At 62.2% G+C, this 18050-nt stretch carries 16 protein-coding genes; 10 read left to right on the top strand and 6 right to left on the bottom strand.

Features of this window, described 5'->3' with window-relative positions:
* The first annotated feature begins 22 nt into the window (after nucleotides 1-22).
* From mhpT to F3J10_RS20300, 10 genes are all read left to right on the top strand, one after another.
* The gene (gene mhpT / locus F3J10_RS20345; protein WP_167242868.1) at nucleotides 23-1228 is read left to right on the top strand and encodes a 3-(3-hydroxy-phenyl)propionate transporter MhpT; all 1206 of its coding nucleotides are present in this window, start codon (nucleotides 23-25) and stop codon (nucleotides 1226-1228) included.
* A 64-nt stretch (nucleotides 1229-1292) separates the two neighbouring features.
* Complete coding sequence (locus F3J10_RS20340) at nucleotides 1293-2441, top strand: porin (RefSeq protein WP_167242867.1); 1149 nt, start codon at nucleotides 1293-1295, stop codon at nucleotides 2439-2441.
* Between the two features lie 28 nt (nucleotides 2442-2469).
* Nucleotides 2470-4191, top strand: coding sequence for a tannase/feruloyl esterase family alpha/beta hydrolase (locus tag F3J10_RS20335; protein ID WP_167242866.1), 1722 nt, complete (start codon nucleotides 2470-2472; stop codon nucleotides 4189-4191).
* Between the two features lie 497 nt (nucleotides 4192-4688).
* Complete coding sequence (locus F3J10_RS20330) at nucleotides 4689-7160, top strand: type VI secretion system Vgr family protein (RefSeq protein WP_167233409.1); 2472 nt, start codon at nucleotides 4689-4691, stop codon at nucleotides 7158-7160.
* Between the two features lie 11 nt (nucleotides 7161-7171).
* Nucleotides 7172-7924 carry a DUF4123 domain-containing protein gene (locus F3J10_RS20325; protein WP_345791227.1) on the top strand — a complete coding sequence of 251 codons (753 nt, stop codon included), beginning with the start codon at nucleotides 7172-7174 and terminating at the stop codon, nucleotides 7922-7924.
* A gap of 41 nt (nucleotides 7925-7965) precedes the next feature.
* Entirely contained in the window at nucleotides 7966-10533 is a 2568-nt protein-coding gene (locus F3J10_RS20320) for a T6SS effector BTH_I2691 family protein (protein WP_167242865.1), read from the top strand.
* Nucleotides 10534-10536: 3 nt separating this feature from the next.
* Nucleotides 10537-11625 (top strand): DUF6708 domain-containing protein, encoded by a 1089-nt coding sequence (locus F3J10_RS20315; protein WP_167242864.1) that lies wholly within the window; start codon nucleotides 10537-10539, stop codon nucleotides 11623-11625.
* Nucleotides 11626-11672: 47 nt separating this feature from the next.
* Nucleotides 11673-12125, top strand: coding sequence for a hypothetical protein (locus F3J10_RS20310; RefSeq protein WP_167242863.1), 453 nt, complete (start codon nucleotides 11673-11675; stop codon nucleotides 12123-12125).
* 54 nt (nucleotides 12126-12179) lie between these two features.
* Nucleotides 12180-12440: a PAAR domain-containing protein gene (locus tag F3J10_RS20305; protein WP_167242862.1), complete on the top strand. Its 261-nt coding sequence runs from the start codon at nucleotides 12180-12182 to the stop codon at nucleotides 12438-12440.
* 213 nt (nucleotides 12441-12653) lie between these two features.
* A complete protein-coding gene (locus F3J10_RS20300; RefSeq protein WP_167242861.1) occupies nucleotides 12654-13733 on the top strand; it encodes a DUF6708 domain-containing protein in 1080 nt (359 codons plus the stop codon).
* 15 nt (nucleotides 13734-13748) lie between these two features.
* On the opposite strand, the gene F3J10_RS20295 is transcribed toward F3J10_RS20300, so the two are convergent.
* The 6 genes from F3J10_RS20295 to sctQ form a co-directional block, all read right to left on the bottom strand.
* Complete coding sequence (locus F3J10_RS20295) at nucleotides 13749-14486, bottom strand: GntR family transcriptional regulator (protein WP_167242860.1); 738 nt, start codon at nucleotides 14484-14486, stop codon at nucleotides 13749-13751.
* A 213-nt stretch (nucleotides 14487-14699) separates the two neighbouring features.
* Nucleotides 14700-15035, bottom strand: coding sequence for a hypothetical protein (locus tag F3J10_RS20290; protein WP_167233403.1), 336 nt, complete (start codon nucleotides 15033-15035; stop codon nucleotides 14700-14702).
* A 324-nt stretch (nucleotides 15036-15359) separates the two neighbouring features.
* Entirely contained in the window at nucleotides 15360-16244 is an 885-nt protein-coding gene (locus F3J10_RS20285) for a hypothetical protein (protein WP_025097500.1), read from the bottom strand.
* A 16-nt stretch (nucleotides 16245-16260) separates the two neighbouring features.
* Nucleotides 16261-16524 carry a type III secretion system export apparatus subunit SctS gene (gene sctS / locus F3J10_RS20280; protein ID WP_013689080.1) on the bottom strand — a complete coding sequence of 88 codons (264 nt, stop codon included), beginning with the start codon at nucleotides 16522-16524 and terminating at the stop codon, nucleotides 16261-16263.
* 12 nt (nucleotides 16525-16536) lie between these two features.
* Nucleotides 16537-17187, bottom strand: coding sequence for a type III secretion system export apparatus subunit SctR (gene sctR, locus F3J10_RS20275; protein WP_013689081.1), 651 nt, complete (start codon nucleotides 17185-17187; stop codon nucleotides 16537-16539).
* A partial coding sequence (sctQ, locus tag F3J10_RS20270) for a type III secretion system cytoplasmic ring protein SctQ (RefSeq protein ID WP_167242859.1) occupies nucleotides 17171-18050 on the bottom strand: 880 nt, incomplete at its 5' end. The genes sctQ and sctR, both read right to left, overlap by 17 nt.

The following is an 18050-nucleotide window of genomic DNA, read 5'->3' as shown; positions in this document are numbered from 1 at the left end:
ACAACATGGATTGGAGACATCGATGAATACCTACGTTGCCGAAAAGCCGGCGGTCGCGACCACGCTCGCGCTCTGCTTCGCGATCGCGCTGCTCGAGGGGCTCGACCTGCAGTCGGTCGGCGTTGCCGCGCCGCGCATGGCGCGGGAGTTCGGCCTGAGCGTGTCGCAGATGGGCATCGCGTTCAGCGCCGGCACCTTCGGGTTGCTGCCCGGCGCCATGCTCGGCGGGCGGCTGGCCGATCGCATCGGGCGCAAGCGCGTGCTGATCGCCTCGGTTGCCTTGTTCGGGCTGCTGTCGATCGCCACCGCGCAGAGCTCGAGCTTCGCGATGCTCGTCGTGGTGCGCGTGCTGACCGGCATCGGCCTGGGCGGCGCGATGCCGAACCTGATCGCGCTGTCGTCCGAAGCGGTGCCGCCGCGATCGCGCAGCAGCGCGGTGGCCGCGATGTACTGCGGGATTCCGTTCGGCGGCGTGATCGCCTCGCTGATCGGCGTGCTGCTCGCCGGCGATACCGAATGGCGGCACATCTTCTACGTCGGCGGCGCCGGGCCCTTGCTGCTGGTGCCGGTGCTGGCGGTGCTGCTGCCGGAATCGCGCGCCTATCTCGACGTGGCCGGCACCCGCGCCGCGCGAGCGAGTGTCGCCCTCACGCTGTTCGGCGGCGGCCGCGCGAGCGCCACGCTTGCCTTGTGGATCAGCTACTTCTGCACCCTGATCGTCCTCTACTTCCTGCTGAACTGGCTGCCGTCGCTGATGGCGGCGCGCGGGCTCGACCGCGCGCACGTCGGGCTGGTGCAGGTGGCGTTCAACGTCGGCGGCGGGCTGGGCGCGCTCGGTATCGGCGCGGCGCTGGACCGGATGCGTGCCTCGCGCGTGGTGGGTGGCATGTACGCGGGGATCGTGCTGTCGCTGGCCGCGCTGGCGGCGGCGCCCGGCTTCGCCTCGCTGGCGGCCGCTGCGTTCGCGGCCGGCATGTTCGTGATCGGCGGGCAGTCGGTGCTGTATGCGCTGGCGGCGATCTACTACCCGACCGCGATGCGCGGCACGGGCGTGGGCGCGGCGGTGGCGGTCGGGCGGCTCGGCTCCGTGGTCGGGCCGCTGGCGGCCGCGACGCTGCTGGCCGCCGGCCGCAGCGCGCCGATCGTGATCGGCGCGAGCATCCCCGTCACGCTGGTGGCGGCCGTGGCCGCGCTGCTGCTGATCCGTCGTCCGCAGGCAGCCGACTGAGCTGTTCCGTTTTTCCGATGCGTGCCGTCAGAGCGCGCTTATTCAAGGTATGGAGACGAAGCAAATGAAAAAGCACATCAGGAACGGCCTGCTGGCCGCCGGCGCGGGCTGCGCGTTGGTCGCGCCGATCGCGCACGCGCAGTCGAGCGTGACGCTGTACGGCATCATCGACACGGGCGTGGAATTCGTGTCGCACGCGAACGCGGCCGGCGACCACGTGGTGCGGATGCCGGCCGTGACGGGCGAACTGCCCTCGCGCTGGGGGCTGCGCGGCAGCGAGGATCTCGGCGGCGGATACCAGGCGATCTTCACGCTGGAAAGCGGCTTCAACGTGCGCGGCGGCGATCTCGGCCAGGGCGGCCGGCTGTTCGGGCGGCAGGCCTTCGTCGGGCTGAAGGGCGGCTTCGGCACGCTCGCGTTCGGCCGCCAGTACACGATGACCTATCTCGCGCTGCAGGGCGCGGACATCATCGGCCCCGACATCTACGGACTCGGTTCGCTCGATGCCTATGTGCCGAACGGACGTGCCGACAATGCCGTGAGCTATATCGGCAGCTATCGCGGCGTGACGCTCGGCGCCGCCTATTCGTTCGGTCGCGACGGCGCGGGCACCGGCAATTCGCCGGGGCAGGGAACCTGCGCCGGGCAGGTGCCCGGCAATGCCGTCGAATGCCGAAACATGTCGGTGATGCTGAAGTACGACAGCGCGCACTTCGGCGCGGCGGCTTCGTACGAGGAGCAGCGCGGCGGCACCGGCGCGGCGGCGAACTTCTTCGATGGCGTGACGCCTGCCGCGCTCACCAGCAGCGGCGGCAAGGACGCGCGCGTGCAGGTGAGCGCCTATGTGCAGGCGGCGGGCGCGCGAGTCGGCGCGGGATGGATCGGGCGGCGCGTGTCGACCGGTTCGCCGAGCGTGGCCGGCGCGCATTCGGATCTTTTCTTCCTCGGTGCCTCGTATGCGGTGAAGCCCGATTTCATCGTCGATGGCGAGGGATATCGGATCGTCAACGCGGCGCACGACACGCGCGCGACGATGGCGACGCTGCGCGCGACCTATCTGCTGTCGAAGCGGACCTCGGTCTACGCGCAGTCCTCGTATCTGTGGAACAGCGCGCACGCGAGCTACGCGGTGAGCGGCGGCGGTGCCGGCACGACGCCCGGCGCGGGAATGGGCCAGCTCGGCGCGATGGTCGGCGTCAAGCACATGTTCTGATCCGGCAGCTTGAGACGAGGGGGATATCTTGAACGGAAAATATGCATTCCTATGTTTATCGCCGCTGTTCGTGGTCGGGCTTGCCGGTTGTGGTGGGGATGGCACGACCAACGCCGCGCCCTCGCATCTGGGCGCTGCGACGCCGGCCGCGATGGCGCAGAGCTGCGATGCGCTCGCCGCGAAGCTCGCCTACGCGAATACCGCGTTCACGTCCGTGACCACCGCGTCGGCCGGCGCGCTGACCGTGGCCGGCAAGCCGATCGCCGAGCATTGCGTGATCGAGGGGAAGATGAACGAGCGCGTGAGCCCGGTGGATGGACAGACTTATGCGATCGGCTTCGAGATGCGCTTGCCGAAGGCATGGAACGGGCGCTTCTTCTACCAGGCGAACGGCGGGCTGGACGGCAACGTGGTGACCGCGACCGGCGAGATCAGCGGCGGCGGACCGTTGAACGATGCGCTGAACATGGGCTTCGCGGTGATCAGCTCGGATTCGGGGCATGGCGCCGCGCAGAACCCGCTGTTCGGCATCGATCCGCAGGCGCGGCTCGATTACGGCTACGCCGCCGTGGATGCGCTCACGCCGATGGCCAAGCAGGTGATACGGTTGGCTTACGGGAAGGCACCCGATCGCAGTTATTTCGACGGCTGCTCGAACGGCGGGCGTCATGCGATGGTGACGGCCGTGCGCAATGCGGGTGACTACGACGGGATCATCGCGGGCGATCCGGGTTTTCATTTGCCGAAGGCGGCGATCGGCGAGATGTATGGCGCGCAGCAGTTCGCCAGGATCGCGTCGGCGACAGGGGCGAATGTCTTGCCGGATATTGGCAGCGGGTTCAATGCGGCGGAGCGGCAGTTTGTCGGGGCGAGGATACTCGATCAATGCGATGCGCTGGATGGGGTGGCTGACGGGATGGTGCAGGACGTCAGTGCTTGCCAGGCGCATTTCAGTGTCGAGACGGATATTCCGACCTGCGTTGGCGGTGCGCGGACAGGGGCATGCCTGACGAGCGAGCAGAAGACGGCGCTCGAGAATGTGTTCGCGGGCGCGCGCAACAGCGCGGGGACGGCGCTCTATGCGGGCTTTCCATACGATCCGGGCATTGCGGGCAGCGGCTGGGCGGCGTGGAAGCAGTCGAACTCCATCACGCTCGATCCGGCCGCGATGGCGTTCACCTTCATGACGCCGCCGAAAAGCGCCGCGACGCTCGCGAACCTGGCCGGGTTCGCGTTGGGGTTCGATATGGATGCGGATGCGCCGGCGATCTTCGCGACGAACGGCGCGTATACGCAATCGGCATGGTCGTTCATGACGCCGCCCGACGAGACGAATCTTTCCGCGCTGAAGGCGCGCGGCGCGAAGATGTTCGTTTATCACGGCACGGGGGACCCGGTGTTCTCGTTCGACGATACGAGGGACTGGTACGAGCGTGTGGCGCAGGCGAACGGCGGAAGTGCGGCGGATTTCGTGCGCTTTTATCCGGTGCCGGGGATGAACCACTGTTCGGGCGGGCCGGCGGCGGACCAGTTCGACATGCTCACGCCGCTGGTGGCGTGGGTGGAGCAGGGACAGGCGCCGGTGGCGATCGTCGCGGTGGCTCGCGACGCGACGAATGCGGTGCCGAATGCGGACGTGCCGGCTTCATGGGGCGCGGGGCGCACGCGGCCGCTGTGCCCGTATCCGCAGGTGGCCAGATATAACGGCTCGGGGGATGTGAATTCGGCGGGGAGTTTTAGTTGTCGGTGATATGGGAGGTGATGCGCTTATCCGGGGTGGTTTCCCGGATAAGCGAGACGGATTGCGACATTGCATGTTGGAACGATGAATGTTCTCCAAGTATTTGCAATTCAGTTTGTGTGTAATGTTGTCGCGTTTTGCATGCCTTGCAGAATATGCCGATCGAGTCGGCGATGAGCGTGTCCGAGGTAGGTGTAATCGAACAGGCAGACGATGCGGAGCCAGCCGGCTGTTTATCCGGCTTGGCCATTATTGGAATTGTCTCCGCCTGTCCCTCGGCGACAAGGCAGGAGAGACGCCATGAAAACCGCAAATCGGGATGAGTTTTTCGTCAATGCCCTGCCAGTTTTGCTGATAGGCCAATGCTGGTCTTTGTGTTATACGTGCAAAGATATTGCTGCACGCCGGGCGCGACCAGTTTAAGTTTGATAAGCCCCTTTTTTTGCGTGCATTAGGGCGCACGGGTGGCCCGGCTGCATCTAGCGCCCGAATTGGGGATAAGAACGATGCAAAACACCGCACAAGCTTTGAGAGACCTTGCGCTGGGCCCGCAGCATAATCGACAACTGCAAGTCGGCTTCCCGGACAATAACGCGCCGTCCGAGATTCTGCTGCCGAACAAATTCGAAGCAGTCGAGGCGTTGTCGAGGGATTTCGCTTACCGGCTGGAAATCCTGTCGGACAACGATCATCTCGAACCGAAAGACTTCATCGGCAAGCGCGTGACGGCTAGCTTGATGCGCGGCGACGGTAGCCAGCGCTATTTCAACGGCTATATCTTTGCATTCCGGCACATACGCACCGATGGCGGCTGGGTGTTCTACGAGGCGCATATTGGCCCCTGGCTACGTTACCTGAAGTACAGCCAGCACAATCGCCTGTTCCTCGATCAGAACCTGCACGACCAGACGGCAACAGTCTTTCAGAATTACGGTGTCCTGCCCGAATGGGCCTGGCAGGTCGGCGAGGACGATCCTCGCATGACGATGGCCTGCCAGTTCGACGAAGACGATCACAACTACGTTCATCGACGCTGGGAGTTCGCGGGCTTCGTCTATTGGTACGAGCACACGGCTACGTCGCATAAATTGGTCGTTTCCGATCCGACTCGCCCCGCGCCGACGATCGACGGCCAGGTTCACGAAATTCGTTTTCACAATGGCATGGGGGCGGAAGAATCGGACAGCATCCTGAGCTGGTCTCCCTTCCAGCAGACGACCTCCACGCACGCGCAACTATCCCGCTTCGACTTCAAGGCGCCGACACCGACCAACGTGCAAACGAGCCTGGCGAATCCCGAGGCCTCGCTGCCGCAACTCGAATGGAACGAATACGCCGGGGCTTACGGCTATCGGAACATGGATCATGGCTATCAGGTCGTCAACCGCCGGATGGACGAGATCGAGGCCACGATCAAGCGCTTCGATGCGGAAGGGAACAATCGCTTCGTGCAACCGGGGCGCTGGTTTCGGCTCACCGACCGTTACGGCTCGGCAATGAGCCGCAATCGGCGTGACGATGAATACCTGATCGTCTCGGTCCGGCACGTGGTAACCAACAACTATCTGCAGGACGCGGGGATTCCGGCGGAATATCGCAACGCGTTCACCTGTGTTCCCAAGACTGCGCCCTGGCGTCCCGGCCGCGGCTTCAACAGCGTCGACACGAAGATTTTCGCGCCGCAGACCGCGACGGTCGTGGGGCAATCCGGCACCAGCATACACACCGATGAACACGGCCGAGTCCTGGTTCAATTCCACTGGGACCGCGACGGCAACTACTCGACATGGGTGCGCGTTGCCAGCGGATGGGCCGGCGGTGCCCAGGGGCTCGCGGCGCTGCCCCGCATCGGCTCCGAAGTGATCGTGCAATGGCTCGATGGCAATCCCGATCATCCGATCATCACGGGGCGCGTGATGAACGCGCGCAACGTGCCGTCGTGGAAGCTGCCGGAGCAGAACGCGCTGATGGGCATCCGCAGCCGCGAGCTGAGCGGTGCCGACGGCAACGCATCCTCGGGCCGCAGCAATCACCTGATCTTCGACGACACGGCGAACGCCATCCAGGCACAGCTGCGCTCCGATCATGCGGCCAGCCAGTTGTCGCTCGGCAAGATCACCCGCATAGAGGATTGGCAAGGACGCAAGGACGCCCGGGGCGAAGGCTTCGAGTTGCGCACGGATGAAGTCGGCGCGATCCGGACCGGCAAGGGCATGGTGATCAGTACCGAGGTGCGTCCCGCCGCGCAAGGGCATCTTTCCGATATTGGCGAACCGGTATCGCGCCTGACCAAGGCACAGACGCTGCATGGGCAGCTCGGCAAGCTCGCGCAGCAGTATCAGGCGCAGGACAGCGGCTCGGGCCAGGCGCCTGTCGTCGATGCGCTGAAGTCGCAAGTGGATGGCATCCAGGGCGCGGGGGCGACCGGCAACGGCAGCAGCGGCGATTTTCCGGAACTCAACGAAGCGCAACTGCTGTTGGCGGGCGCTGCCGGTATTGCCTTCACGACGCCTGCTACAGCCCACCTGGCCGGCGGGCAGCACGTGGCCGTCACGGCCGGCGACAGCGTGTCGATCGCGGCCGGCAAATCCTTGCTCGCCAGCGTATCGGATCGGTTCTCGCTGTTCGTGCACAAAATGGGCATGAAGCTGATCGCGGCGAGCGGCAAGGTGCAGGTGCATGCCGAAAACGACGAGCTGGAATTGCTGGCGAAGAAGGTCGTCGCGATCATCAGCACGACGGACTGGATCAACATCACGGCCAAGCAGGGCATTCGCCTGACGGCGGGAAACAGCCAGCTGGAAGTCAGCGCAAGGGGCATCGTGGGCTACACACCCGGCGAAAACAAAATCCACGCGGGTAGCCACGATACGGTTGGCCCGCAAAGCGTCCCCGCGCAATTCCCGGGATCGGAATTGTGCTCTCAATTGACGGACGGTGCGGCGAGCACCGGCGAAGCCTCGGTTGCGCTCTCATGATGGACGCTCGAGTGAACACGCTGTCGCCGTCGATCCTGTCCGAGCTCGACTGTCCCGAACTTCTCGCGACGGGATTTCTGCTTGTCGAACCTGCCACGCTGAAGCATGCGCCTGATCTGGCCTCGCTCGATATGCGGGCTTGTACGCCACGTGCCCTGTCGCATCGCGAGGAGCTGATGCCGCGCTTGCTCGATATCGGCGAGCTTGATCCCGAGGCGCAACGCATTGCGACGGAGCGCTGGAAAGAAGAAGCCAAGGCTGACAGGCCGCCCGTCGCCTGTGTCTGGATCGATTCTCCCGTGGATGCCGATACGCTCGTCGAGCATATCGCGCGGCACCTGGTGGGGCCGGGGGAAGGCGGCAAGCCCGTGTTCTGGCGGTATTACGACCCACGCGTCCTGAGCCTCGCTCTCGCCGTGCTCGATCCGCTGCAACGTGCAGTCTTACTCGGGCCGTCGAAGGCCTGGCATTTCGCGTGGGCGGGCTATCGATGGTCCTGCCTCGGGCCGGATGAGGAAAGCGGGTCGTCGATTGATCAACAGTCCGCCTGGCCACGGCCTGAGCAGTGGCCTCGTATCAACCGCAGCGAGATAGCCGATCGCATTGTCCAGCGACTGCCGGTGTTGCCGGCCGAGCAGGCGGCGGAACTGCCGGCCGCGCTGGATCGCGCACTTGGTCTTGCCGCCGAGCAAGCGCCGATGACGGCTGAGGCGCTTGTCGATGAAGTGGTTCGAGCATTGAGGCAGGAATTCGTGATCGGCTAGCGGCCGTCTTTTCGTATCGATGGAATGTCGAGGATCAACCCATGCAGACCCACAAAGGCTGTCCACTATGCGATCGCCAGTCGCTGCTGATCTACCCCGTGAGATATGCCATTGCCTGCCCGCGCGGCGCGGCCAAGGCGCCGGGCCTGTCCGGCAATTTCCGGATTGATGGCCGCGCGCCGCAATCGATTGGCACGGCCAAGTACACGCTGCGCGCGGTACGCCCCGGATATCTGTACACGTACGACGAGAAACGGAATAAGCTGAGCGCCTACATGGTGCTCGACGACGGCATTCTGTGGAGCTTTCGTCCGGATGTGACGCCGCCGCCACCTGACGCGGAGGGTGGGCAGACGCAGGGTTGTCTCAGGCGTGGAGATGTGGCTTTCGAATCGCTAGGGCGTTGCGTCAGCATTGAACACACGCCCGGAAGCGACGAAGCGGGCAATCTCTGGATCGGTTGGTCGAACGTACGATGGACCAAGGACCTCGTGTTCAACAAAATCAAGGATGCGGCCTGGCGCAAGCTGCACATGCAGTGCATCAGCGTTCCCGCGATGATGGGCGGCGGTGCAACCGATACCGCTGAATTCCAGGCGTCGCAAGGCAGGATTGCCCATTTCGCGATGGATGCCGATGCCATGAAAGCCGCATTCGGCTTCAGCAACCGCGTGGCCAAGGATGAAATTCGCTTGCGGCAACGCAACGTGGCCAAACGAATCGCCGACGCGATGGCCGAGTCGCCGAACAAAAAAGGATTTGTGATCGCAGTCAACGATCCCGTCGGTTTGACCAACGATCTTGCCGAATTGACAGTGCCGAACCTGAACAACGGTTTTGATGAGCAGATCTACTGGAAATGGACATCGGCGCAGTTGATCGGGCGTGCCGAGGCTGGCATTCGGGGGAACGCCAAGGCGGTGACCGGGCTGACCTATGGCGTCTCGAAGACCATCGCGGACGCAAACGCCGCCAATATGAAGGCTGGCGCCCCACTTGCACCGGACGCGGTCGGTTTTTTCCACGTGGTCCGCACCTGGATCAAGACGGGGAGCCTGGATCAGGCGTTGAAGGAAGAAGATCAGAAGACGCAGAACGTTGCGGCGACGCAGGAAAGTGCGGCGAACGATGCGTGGGAGGAGGCCGCCTACAAGATCGGCCCCGATGGAAAGCGAACCAGCGTGCTCGACGAAGATGCGTTGAAGCGGTTTCCTCAGGAATATCAACAAGCGCTCGACGCCTTCAAGCCGAGGTGGCAGCCGCTCGTGCAAGCGCATGCCGATTGGCTTCATTCACAGCTGCTTGCCGAGTGGATGGCTGGCGTTCATGACCCTCATGACCTGCGCAGCGGCTACGCGTACAGCGAGTCCTGCGCCCAGGCAATCGGTGCGGCGGCTGGAACGGAGGCTTGTATCAAGGTGCTCGACGATTGGCTGAGCGGCCAGGCGTCGAATATTCGCAACGTCTATGCGCGTGCGCTGATGTTCAATCAGGATGACTTGATGAAGGCAGCGGATGCGCAAGTGCATGGATCGGATATCCAGTACGAGAACTTCCTCAATCTGTACAAGCAGGCGTTCGACAAGGTGAAGGATCTTGGCAATGCCGCCAATCTGCGTGACCGACTCATCGTGACCACGGCCAATCAGATCGTCAGCGTGCTCACGAGAACTTCGCGAGGCGCCGCGCTTGCCTATGTGACCATTCGGTTGGCGATACAGTCCGGCGTCAGGATCAAGCCGTCGCAAGTCAGCAAGCTGGCGATTCGCGACTGGGCCTTGCAGCAAGCTCGCGAGTTGGGCGTCAAGCTGGATGGAGATCGAACCGAGCAGCGTTCGGCCGCCACTCAAGTCGGGAAGCAGGTCATCAAGGCGGCGCCGCCTAGCGATCCGAATGTCGTTGCTTATGAGATGGATGTCGACGCGCTGGTCAAGGACGGGAAACTGGAGGCCAGCGCGATCAAGGCGGTGAGGGTTCCGGGTGTGGATACCGCCAAGAAGTGGCTTGGCTCGGCGCGGGAGTTCAATCTGGGCGTCGTGACCGTGATCTTCCAGATGGCGACGTTGACCTTCGCTGCGAAGGATTGGGCCGGTAGCGATCAGTTCAATCAAGGGGAGACTGGTTTGAAGGCGGTTGGGGCGGTGGTTTCGATTGTCGGGACGGTGATTGAGACTACGTCGGAAACCGTGCTGAAGGCGCCGGCTCATCCTCTGTCGGCGTTCATCATGAAGCAGTGGGCGGGTGCCAGTGAATGGGCCGAGCTCGGGGCGAAGATTGGGCGTGGTGTTGGGGCCGCCGCAGGGATTGTGCTGGCTGGATACGACATCTTCAAGAATGCACCAGAAGCATTCAGAAACCACGAGAAGAAATTGGGGTGGCTTTATATCGGGAGCGGAGTTTTAGGCGCATATGTCGCATTTGCTGCATTTCTTAGCCTTCCTTTGTTTTGGCCTGCTTTGATAGTTTCAATATTGATTGGTATTGCGATTGCAATTTTTAAGGCGTCGGCGCTAAAAGATTGGGTTTCTCGTTGCAGGTTCAGCAAAGGGGAACATTACGACTCGATCGAGGCCGAGCTTGAGGCGTTCAACTCGGCAGCAGGAGGTTGATCCATGGATGAGCGTGCCATGAAGAAGTGTATTGGCAAACCAGTGCCCGAGTGGGATCTCGCGCATCGGCTGTCGATTGATCGAGCTGTCGGGCCTGATGTTAAGGACTTCGGTTCGACATTCAGCATAAATTCTATTTTCATGGATGTGATTGAGCCATCATTTCTTGAAAAGCAATGGTTTGTTTCTGGGGTTGTTTTTGCATTCCTGTGTGTGGGGATTGGGCCGTATATATATTGGCTGACGCATATTAAGTATTCGGATGCGGCGGATTCGATGGGTGATGTTTTTTCGGTATGTGTTTCTCTTGGGTTTCTCTTTCTTGCGTGGAAATTTGGCCGAGGTTTGTTCTTTGGCTTGCGCTATCGTCCCATCCGTTTTCATCGGGCAGCGCACAAGATTTTTTCCATACGTACGCGTCGATTTTCCTTGAAGCCTGGCGATGGCGATGTTGTCTGGGAAGCCCCTTGGACGGAGGACTCGATCTTCTGTCTACATCGCGAGAACACGTCGTGGGGCACGATCTTCCACATTCGTCACTACACGATCGATGAGCACGGTAATGTCACCCGCGTGTTCTCGATTGGCCGGGAGTGGACTGGTCGGCGGCAAGTCGAAATGGCGCTCGCGCAATGGAACTACTGGTGCATGTACATGAATGCAGGCCCCAATGGTTTGCCGAAGCCCATGCTGTTCCATACACGACACGAGACGCTACGCGAGTCGTTTTTGTTTTCTCTATATAGCTTCGGGATGCGTGCCCCCGTGGTCATTCGCTTGCTGATGATGCCGTTGATTTTGGTGTTCACCGTCATGCGGGTCTTCGCGAACATGACGTGCCGCAATCCGGTCTGGCCTGGCCAGATCGAGAATATTTCCGTAGTTGCCTCCGACGACCCTTACGCAGAGCCTCGGGCTGGAACACCGGTTGGTTGGGGGGACACGGTATTGGCGCAGCAGCGCGGTGAGTATCCTAATGATCCGAAGACGAAGGCAGACGGCTGGGTAGGTGAACCCGATGGGAGAGCGAACGCAGCATCCTGGCTCGACAACCCTAGTCCTAAAGCTAAGCACGCGACGGTGCGGAGTTAGCATGAACCGTTCGCCAGGAGCCATCGCATGATAAAAAAAACTTCGTCGTGAGCTTGTTCGTCGCGCTTGTCTTGTGCGGCAGCTACACGTCGAGCGCATTTGCGAAATACGATGCTGCGAAAGAGGCGGTCGAGTCGGCGTTGAGCCACGACAAGAACATCGAATTTTCAGATTTGTATGAAATCACTCCGGATTTGCATGGGGTAAGTTCAACGCCCGACTATAAACGCACGTTCGTTTGCGGATATGTCGCCTACGAAGAACCGGGAGGAAAACACGTACGGGTGCGTTTCATCTACGTGGCACACTCGGAAGATCCCGCGCTTGCTGACTACGGCCCGCTCACCTTGGAGAAGCCCGATCTGACTTACGGCATTCTCGATGAAGGCAACGGGGGACGATATGCAACCGTTTTCGAATTTTCCGGCCGGAACCGAATCTGCGTCGATGCTCGGCATCCGAAGACGTTTAGCGGCGTCGCGCCAAAGAGCGACGGTTGACTTGATGGTGGGTCGGGCAGGTTCCAGCGGCATGTCAATACAACGGAGAGCCTGATGAGAGACGAAAACGGGCGTGGCGTCATTCGCTTGCATGACAAGACCACTCACGGTGGCGAAGTCATCACCGCGAGTGACGATCTAACTGCGTTGGGCGTTCCTGTTGCCCTCGAGGGGCATCTGACGGAATGTCCAAAGTGCGGCGGGCAGTTCCGGATCGTTCCGCAAGGCAATAATCGGCGCCACCACGGCGCGCGCGTGGCTTTTCACGACGATCTGACGGAGTGCGGAGCTCAGTTGATTTCGTCGCTTGAGTAACTACATCGAGCTTGATGTGATTCGACCGAAACGATGGTTCCAATGTCGTCCGTCTAGTTCAGACATTGCGAAGTTAAACGAACTATTCGTCATGGCGTAAGGTCGATGCGCCGCGAAGTTACACTGGCCGTCCGCGCGTCCCAGGCTGCCGATAGCGGATTGAGGGCATTTACCTTGGAATACAGAAAATGATTGATTGCGACAGGCGGAGAGATGGATGAGCGCGTCCTTAGGAATTGCGTCGGCAGACCGGTGCCGGAATGGGACTTGGCGCATCGTTTGTCGATCACTCGGTTCGTGGGACCGAACGTGCAGGATTTTGGCTCTACGTTTGGTCTGAACTCTACCTTTATGGATGTGATTGAGCCGTCTTTTCTCGAGAAGCAGTGGTTCGTCACTGGCATCATGGTCGCGACTCTTGGCATCGGAATCGGTCCATATATTTACGTCATGACACATTCAAATCCGGCGCCGGCATTCTGGATGTTTGTATTCGATTGTTTGGCGGCTATCTTTGTCATGTTGTTTGGCACACTGGTCTGGAAGCTAGGGCGCGGCCTCTTCTTTGGGCTGCGCTATCGCCCGATCCGCTTCCACCGTGAAGCACGCAAGCTCTTTTCCATCCGCGCACGTCGATTTTCCTTGAAACCCGGCGACGGCGATGTCGTCTGGGAGGCCCCATGGACGGAAGACTCGATCTTCTGCCTGCATCGCGAGAACACTTCGTGGGGCACGATTTTCCACATCCGTCACTACACCGTCGATGAACACGGCAATGTCACACGCGTGTTTTCAATCGGCCGGGAATGGACCGGCAATCGGCAGGTCGAAATGGCGCTCGCTCAATGGAACTACTGGCGCATGTACATGAGTGACGGCCCGGATGGCTTGCCGAAGCCCATGTTGTTCCATACGCAGCACGAAACACTCCGCGAGTCGTTTTTGTTTTCGTTATACAGCTTCGGGATGCGCGCACCGGTGGTCATCCGGTTGTTGATGATGCCGCTGATTTTGGTGTTTACCGTCATGCGGGCCTTCGCGAACGCGACGTGCCGCAATCCGGTTTGGCCTGCCGAGATCGAGAAGATCTCGGCGGTTGCATCGGATGACCTCTACGCCGAGCCTCGTGCTGACACGCCAGTTGGTTGGGGAGACACAATCTTGGCTCAGCAGCGCGGCGAGTATCCGAATGATCCGAAGACGAAGGCCGAAGGCTGGGTAGGAGAGTCTGATGGCAGAACGAACGCAGCTACCTGGCTCGAGAACCCTCGAACGATTCCTCAGAACCGGTGAACGCTCGCTTCCAGACTAAACTTCCTTCAGATCCGCCACAAAGTCGTAGTAATCCTCCCGACAATAAGTATCGGTCAGTTCGATCGCGCGCTGGTTCGCCGAGTATCCGATTCGCGTGATCACCAACAACGCGGTTTGCGGCGCAACGCCCATCAAGCTGGCCACCTCCTCGTCCGCGTTCACCGCGCGGAAATGTTGCGAGGTGCAGACCACCGTTTGCCCGCGCGCATCCAGATAGCGATAGAGCGAGTTGTCGATCGCCAACGGATCCGGGACGATCGCGACGGGCAGCGCCGACTGCTCCAGTGCCATCACGGCGCCATCCGCGCGTCGCAGTCTGCGCAAGCAAGCGACAGACGCACCGGGCATCAAGCCTAGTCGCATGGATTCATCGCGATTCGCCACGCGCAGGACTCGATCCAGCCAGACGGATTCCGGCTTGAAACCACGCTGCTCCAGCATTTCGCTCCAGCCGATCACACGAGAAAGCGGGCCGCTGGCACGCGGCGTGATGAAACTGCCCGAGCCGCGAACGCGGCGGATCAAACCCTGTTCGGCCAGCACCGCGATGGCCTTGCGCGCGGTGATGCGCGATACGCCGACGTATTCGGACAAGCTGCGTTCGGACGGCAGTGCTTCCCCCGCGGACCAACTGCCGGCGTGAATGGCGGCTTCGATTCGCGATGCCAGCTGGAGATAGAGCGGGGTGTCGCTCTGTTCGTCGGGCGTCAATTCCTGCCAGCGTGGGTCCATGGACTGCTCTTAAGCGCTTGAATTGGTGGCTGATTATATATCTGCCCTAATGGGGAGATGGGCAAGGCGCCGATAGCCGAGAACGGGGCGGATGGATGTCGTTCAGCCTGGCTGGGCGAGTCACCGAGCTTCGGCTATTGGCGCTGAGTGGGGCGGATCGTGAGGTGGGGAGATCGCCTCCGGGAGAAGTGAACGCTCCCGGATGAATTGCGGCTACTGCCCGATGATCTTCCTGGAGACGACGTAGACGTCGACACTGCTCATCGAGCACTCTTCAGACGAGGCTTCGCTGGATGTGATGATTTCGATCGTATTACCGGTGCGTTCCCGATACGTGATGTCGTAAACCTGTCGGTACAAATCCTTGCCGACCTTTTCCGACGCGATCAGTTTGGCCTTGGTCCTGGACTCGTCGAGCTTGGCCGGGTCTGTCATTCCGGCGTTTTTTAGATGTACCAATCCCATGTCGATCGGCCAACTCTCGCATCTCGGCGGAGCCGCCAAGGCGACAGCCGGAATCCACGCGGCGATGAGAAGAAGGGTTTTCATGGGATTACCTGCAAGGTGCGATCTCCACTAGTCCAGATGCGACGACGAATTTGTTGATTCTGGACGATGCAGCCGCTAGATGCCTGGCCAGGGTTCTGTGGGCTGTCGCCGTGGATGAGCATGCCGGTTCTGGCGCCCAACGGGCTGCGTTACATCAACCATGAGCGCAAGGTGATCGAGGAGACCAGTGACGGCCTATCAGCTGAACTGGCCAGTGCGATGGGCCGGCTGGTCACCACGCCGATCCAACTGAAAAGGGGCGCCAAGCCAGGCGGGCATATCCCCCCCGGCAATGGCGCCCCTCGAGCAAGCACTACCACCTACTTACTTCTCCCCATCCCCGCCCGAAGCCTTCTTCCTCGACCGAGCCACAATCCCCGCGCCAACGCTCTGCTGAATCGCCCCGCCACGTTCGCGCCGAGCCTTCCCGGCCTGATAAGAAGCCCTGAGCATGGCCAATGGCAGGATATGGTGAAACGACTCACTCCCCATCCCTTTCCCGGCATGCTGAGCCAAGTCCTTCAACGCCGAAATCCCCCCCGCGCCAACCGACCCGATCTTCATCTCGATCTGCAGCAGATTGACGATCAGCGCACTCAACCTCGCATTCCAGGGCCCGGCCTCGCTATTCCCCGCCGTCTCGAACAACTGCCGAATCGACTCATGCCAGGCATTGCGCACCGCTTCCGCGCGCTGCATTTCATGCCCGGTCTCGAACTTCGCCGCAATCGCATCCAGATGGCTGGTGGGCGCCGCCTGCGCCGAAGCCGGCCGCGCGCCGCCGCTCGCCTGGGCGTCAGCGCCACCGTTGCCGCCCGCCGCCTCGATCTGCGTATCGTCCTGCTGTTCCTGTTCCCTTCCACGGCCGCCGCCACCGCCCCGGCCGCCGTTCAGCGCATCCATGTCGTTGTTCTTGACGTCCCCGCCACCCTCATCGTCGCCGCCGGCACCCCGAGCCGAATTCCGCCGCGCCCGCTCATTCGCCCGCCGCTTGTTGCGCTGCAGGCTCGCGAACTTCCTCGAACCCTGGTTGTTGTTCTGCGCCTGGTTGGTATTGGTGAACAAGGTGCCGTTATAGGTGGTCGCCCGCTGCGCCTGCCGGGCTCCTTCCTTCGCCGACGCATTCTGCTGCGCATCCCCCGCGCGACGCAGCTGATCCGCCGCCGCCGTGGTCTGCGAGCGGATGGTGGGAGTTCGATTCAAAGCCATGAAACACGTCTCCCGATCAAAGCGGCACGGCCGTGCGCATCATCTGGTTGGCAAAATGCAGCACCGCCGCACAACAAACCGGCGCCGCCACGATGATGGTGATGGTCACCGCGATCAGCTTGATCACCTGCGGCAAGGTCTGGTCCTGCAGCGACGTGATCGCCTGCACGAACGACACCCCCAGCCCAACCACGGCCGCCACGATCACCGGCGGCAGCGAAACCGTGAGGCACAGCAGCATGCCCTGCGTGGTAAACCGGATCAGCGAATCGACATCCATGTCCGAGACTCCTTACTTGTAGGTCATCACGAGACCGTGGATCAGCGTCGACCAGCCGTCCATCACCACGAACAGCAGCAGCTTGAACGGAATCGCGACGTTGGTCGGCGTGACCTGGTTCAGGCCCAGCGCGAGCAGCACGTTGGCGATGATCAGGTCCACCACGATGAAGGCGATATACAGCAGGAAGCCGATCTTGAACGCATCGGTCAGCTCGGAGAGCGTGAACGAGGGCGCCAGCACGATCAGGTCGTTCTCGCTCAACTGCTGCGCCTGCTCCTTGGGCCAGACCACCGCCGCCGAGCGCAGGAAGAAGCGCTTCTCCCGCTCCGCCGTGTGCTTCACGAGAAACGCCCGAAACGGCTCCTTCGCCGCGCCGAACGCCTGTATCAAGGCCTGCGACGGCTGCGAGGCGAGTTGCTGCCCTTCCAGCGCCTTCGAGGCCTGCATCCCGATCGGCGCCATCACGTAGATCGACACCAGGATCGCGATGCCGTTCAGCACCATGTTGGGCGGCACCTGCTGCACGCCCAGCGCGTTGCGCAGCAGGCCCAGCACCACCACGATCTTCGCGTAGGAGGTGACCACCATCGCCACGAAGGGCAGCAGGCTGATCGCGATGACGACCAGCAGCAGCCCGGTAATGTCACTGAATTGAACCATGCCGATGCGCCATGCGAATGATGCGGACCCCGAGATGCTCGCCCACCGTCACGAGCTCGCCGAAACCAACCGTCTGGCCGTGCACCACCAGGCGCAGCTGCGCGTCGGCGGCGGGCACCGGCAGCTCGACGACGTAACCCGGCCCGAGCGCGGAAAGCTGGTCGAGCGGCAGCGCGACGGTATCGATCTCGAACTGCACGGGCAGCTCGATGGCGCCGACCACGATCGGTTCGTCGGGGCGATCCGTCGCCAGGCCGATATCGGCGCGTGTCGAATCGAGTTCGTCGGACATGTACCACTCCTGAGTAAGGGTAAGCGACCGGCCGTCGAGCGCCGCGCCGGCATGCACGCGCGCATGGCCGCGGGCGCCCCAGGCGGCCACCACGCGCGGCGCGGCGCCATCGGGCGCGGCGCCTTGCAACGCGGCGGCGTCGAAGGTCGGGAACAGGCAGCGCAGCAGCACGTCTCCGTGTTCGAGCGCGGCGAGCGTGTCGACCGCGTAGCTTCGCGTGCCGACGATCGCGCTGCCCGGTAGGGTCAGCGCGGGGAACGCCGTGCGCCAGGGCTCGCTCGCCGTGCGCGCGATCAGCGCGTCGAGCGTCGCGAGCACGGCGGTGCCGAGGGCCACGGTGCAATCGATGCGGGTGTCGCCGAAGGCGACCGACAGCGCCACGGGCGGCACGTCGAAACGCGCGTCGGCTCGTGGGTCGTGTCGTGAGTCGTGTCGAGAATCGGGGCGCGGCTCGCGCCGCGCGTCGGCCACGCAGTCGGCCAGCGGCCGGCGCGTCACCGAGACGATGCGCGGCGCGTCGAAACCGAGCCGGGCCAGCGCGCCGGCCAGCGGATCGAGCAGCACGCCGGCC

It is taken from the genome of Burkholderia sp. Cy-637 (assembly GCF_011753175.1).
In the GTDB taxonomy this organism is placed as follows: domain Bacteria; phylum Pseudomonadota; class Gammaproteobacteria; order Burkholderiales; family Burkholderiaceae; genus Burkholderia; species Burkholderia gladioli.
This window is presented reverse-complemented; position numbering and strand designations above follow the sequence as displayed.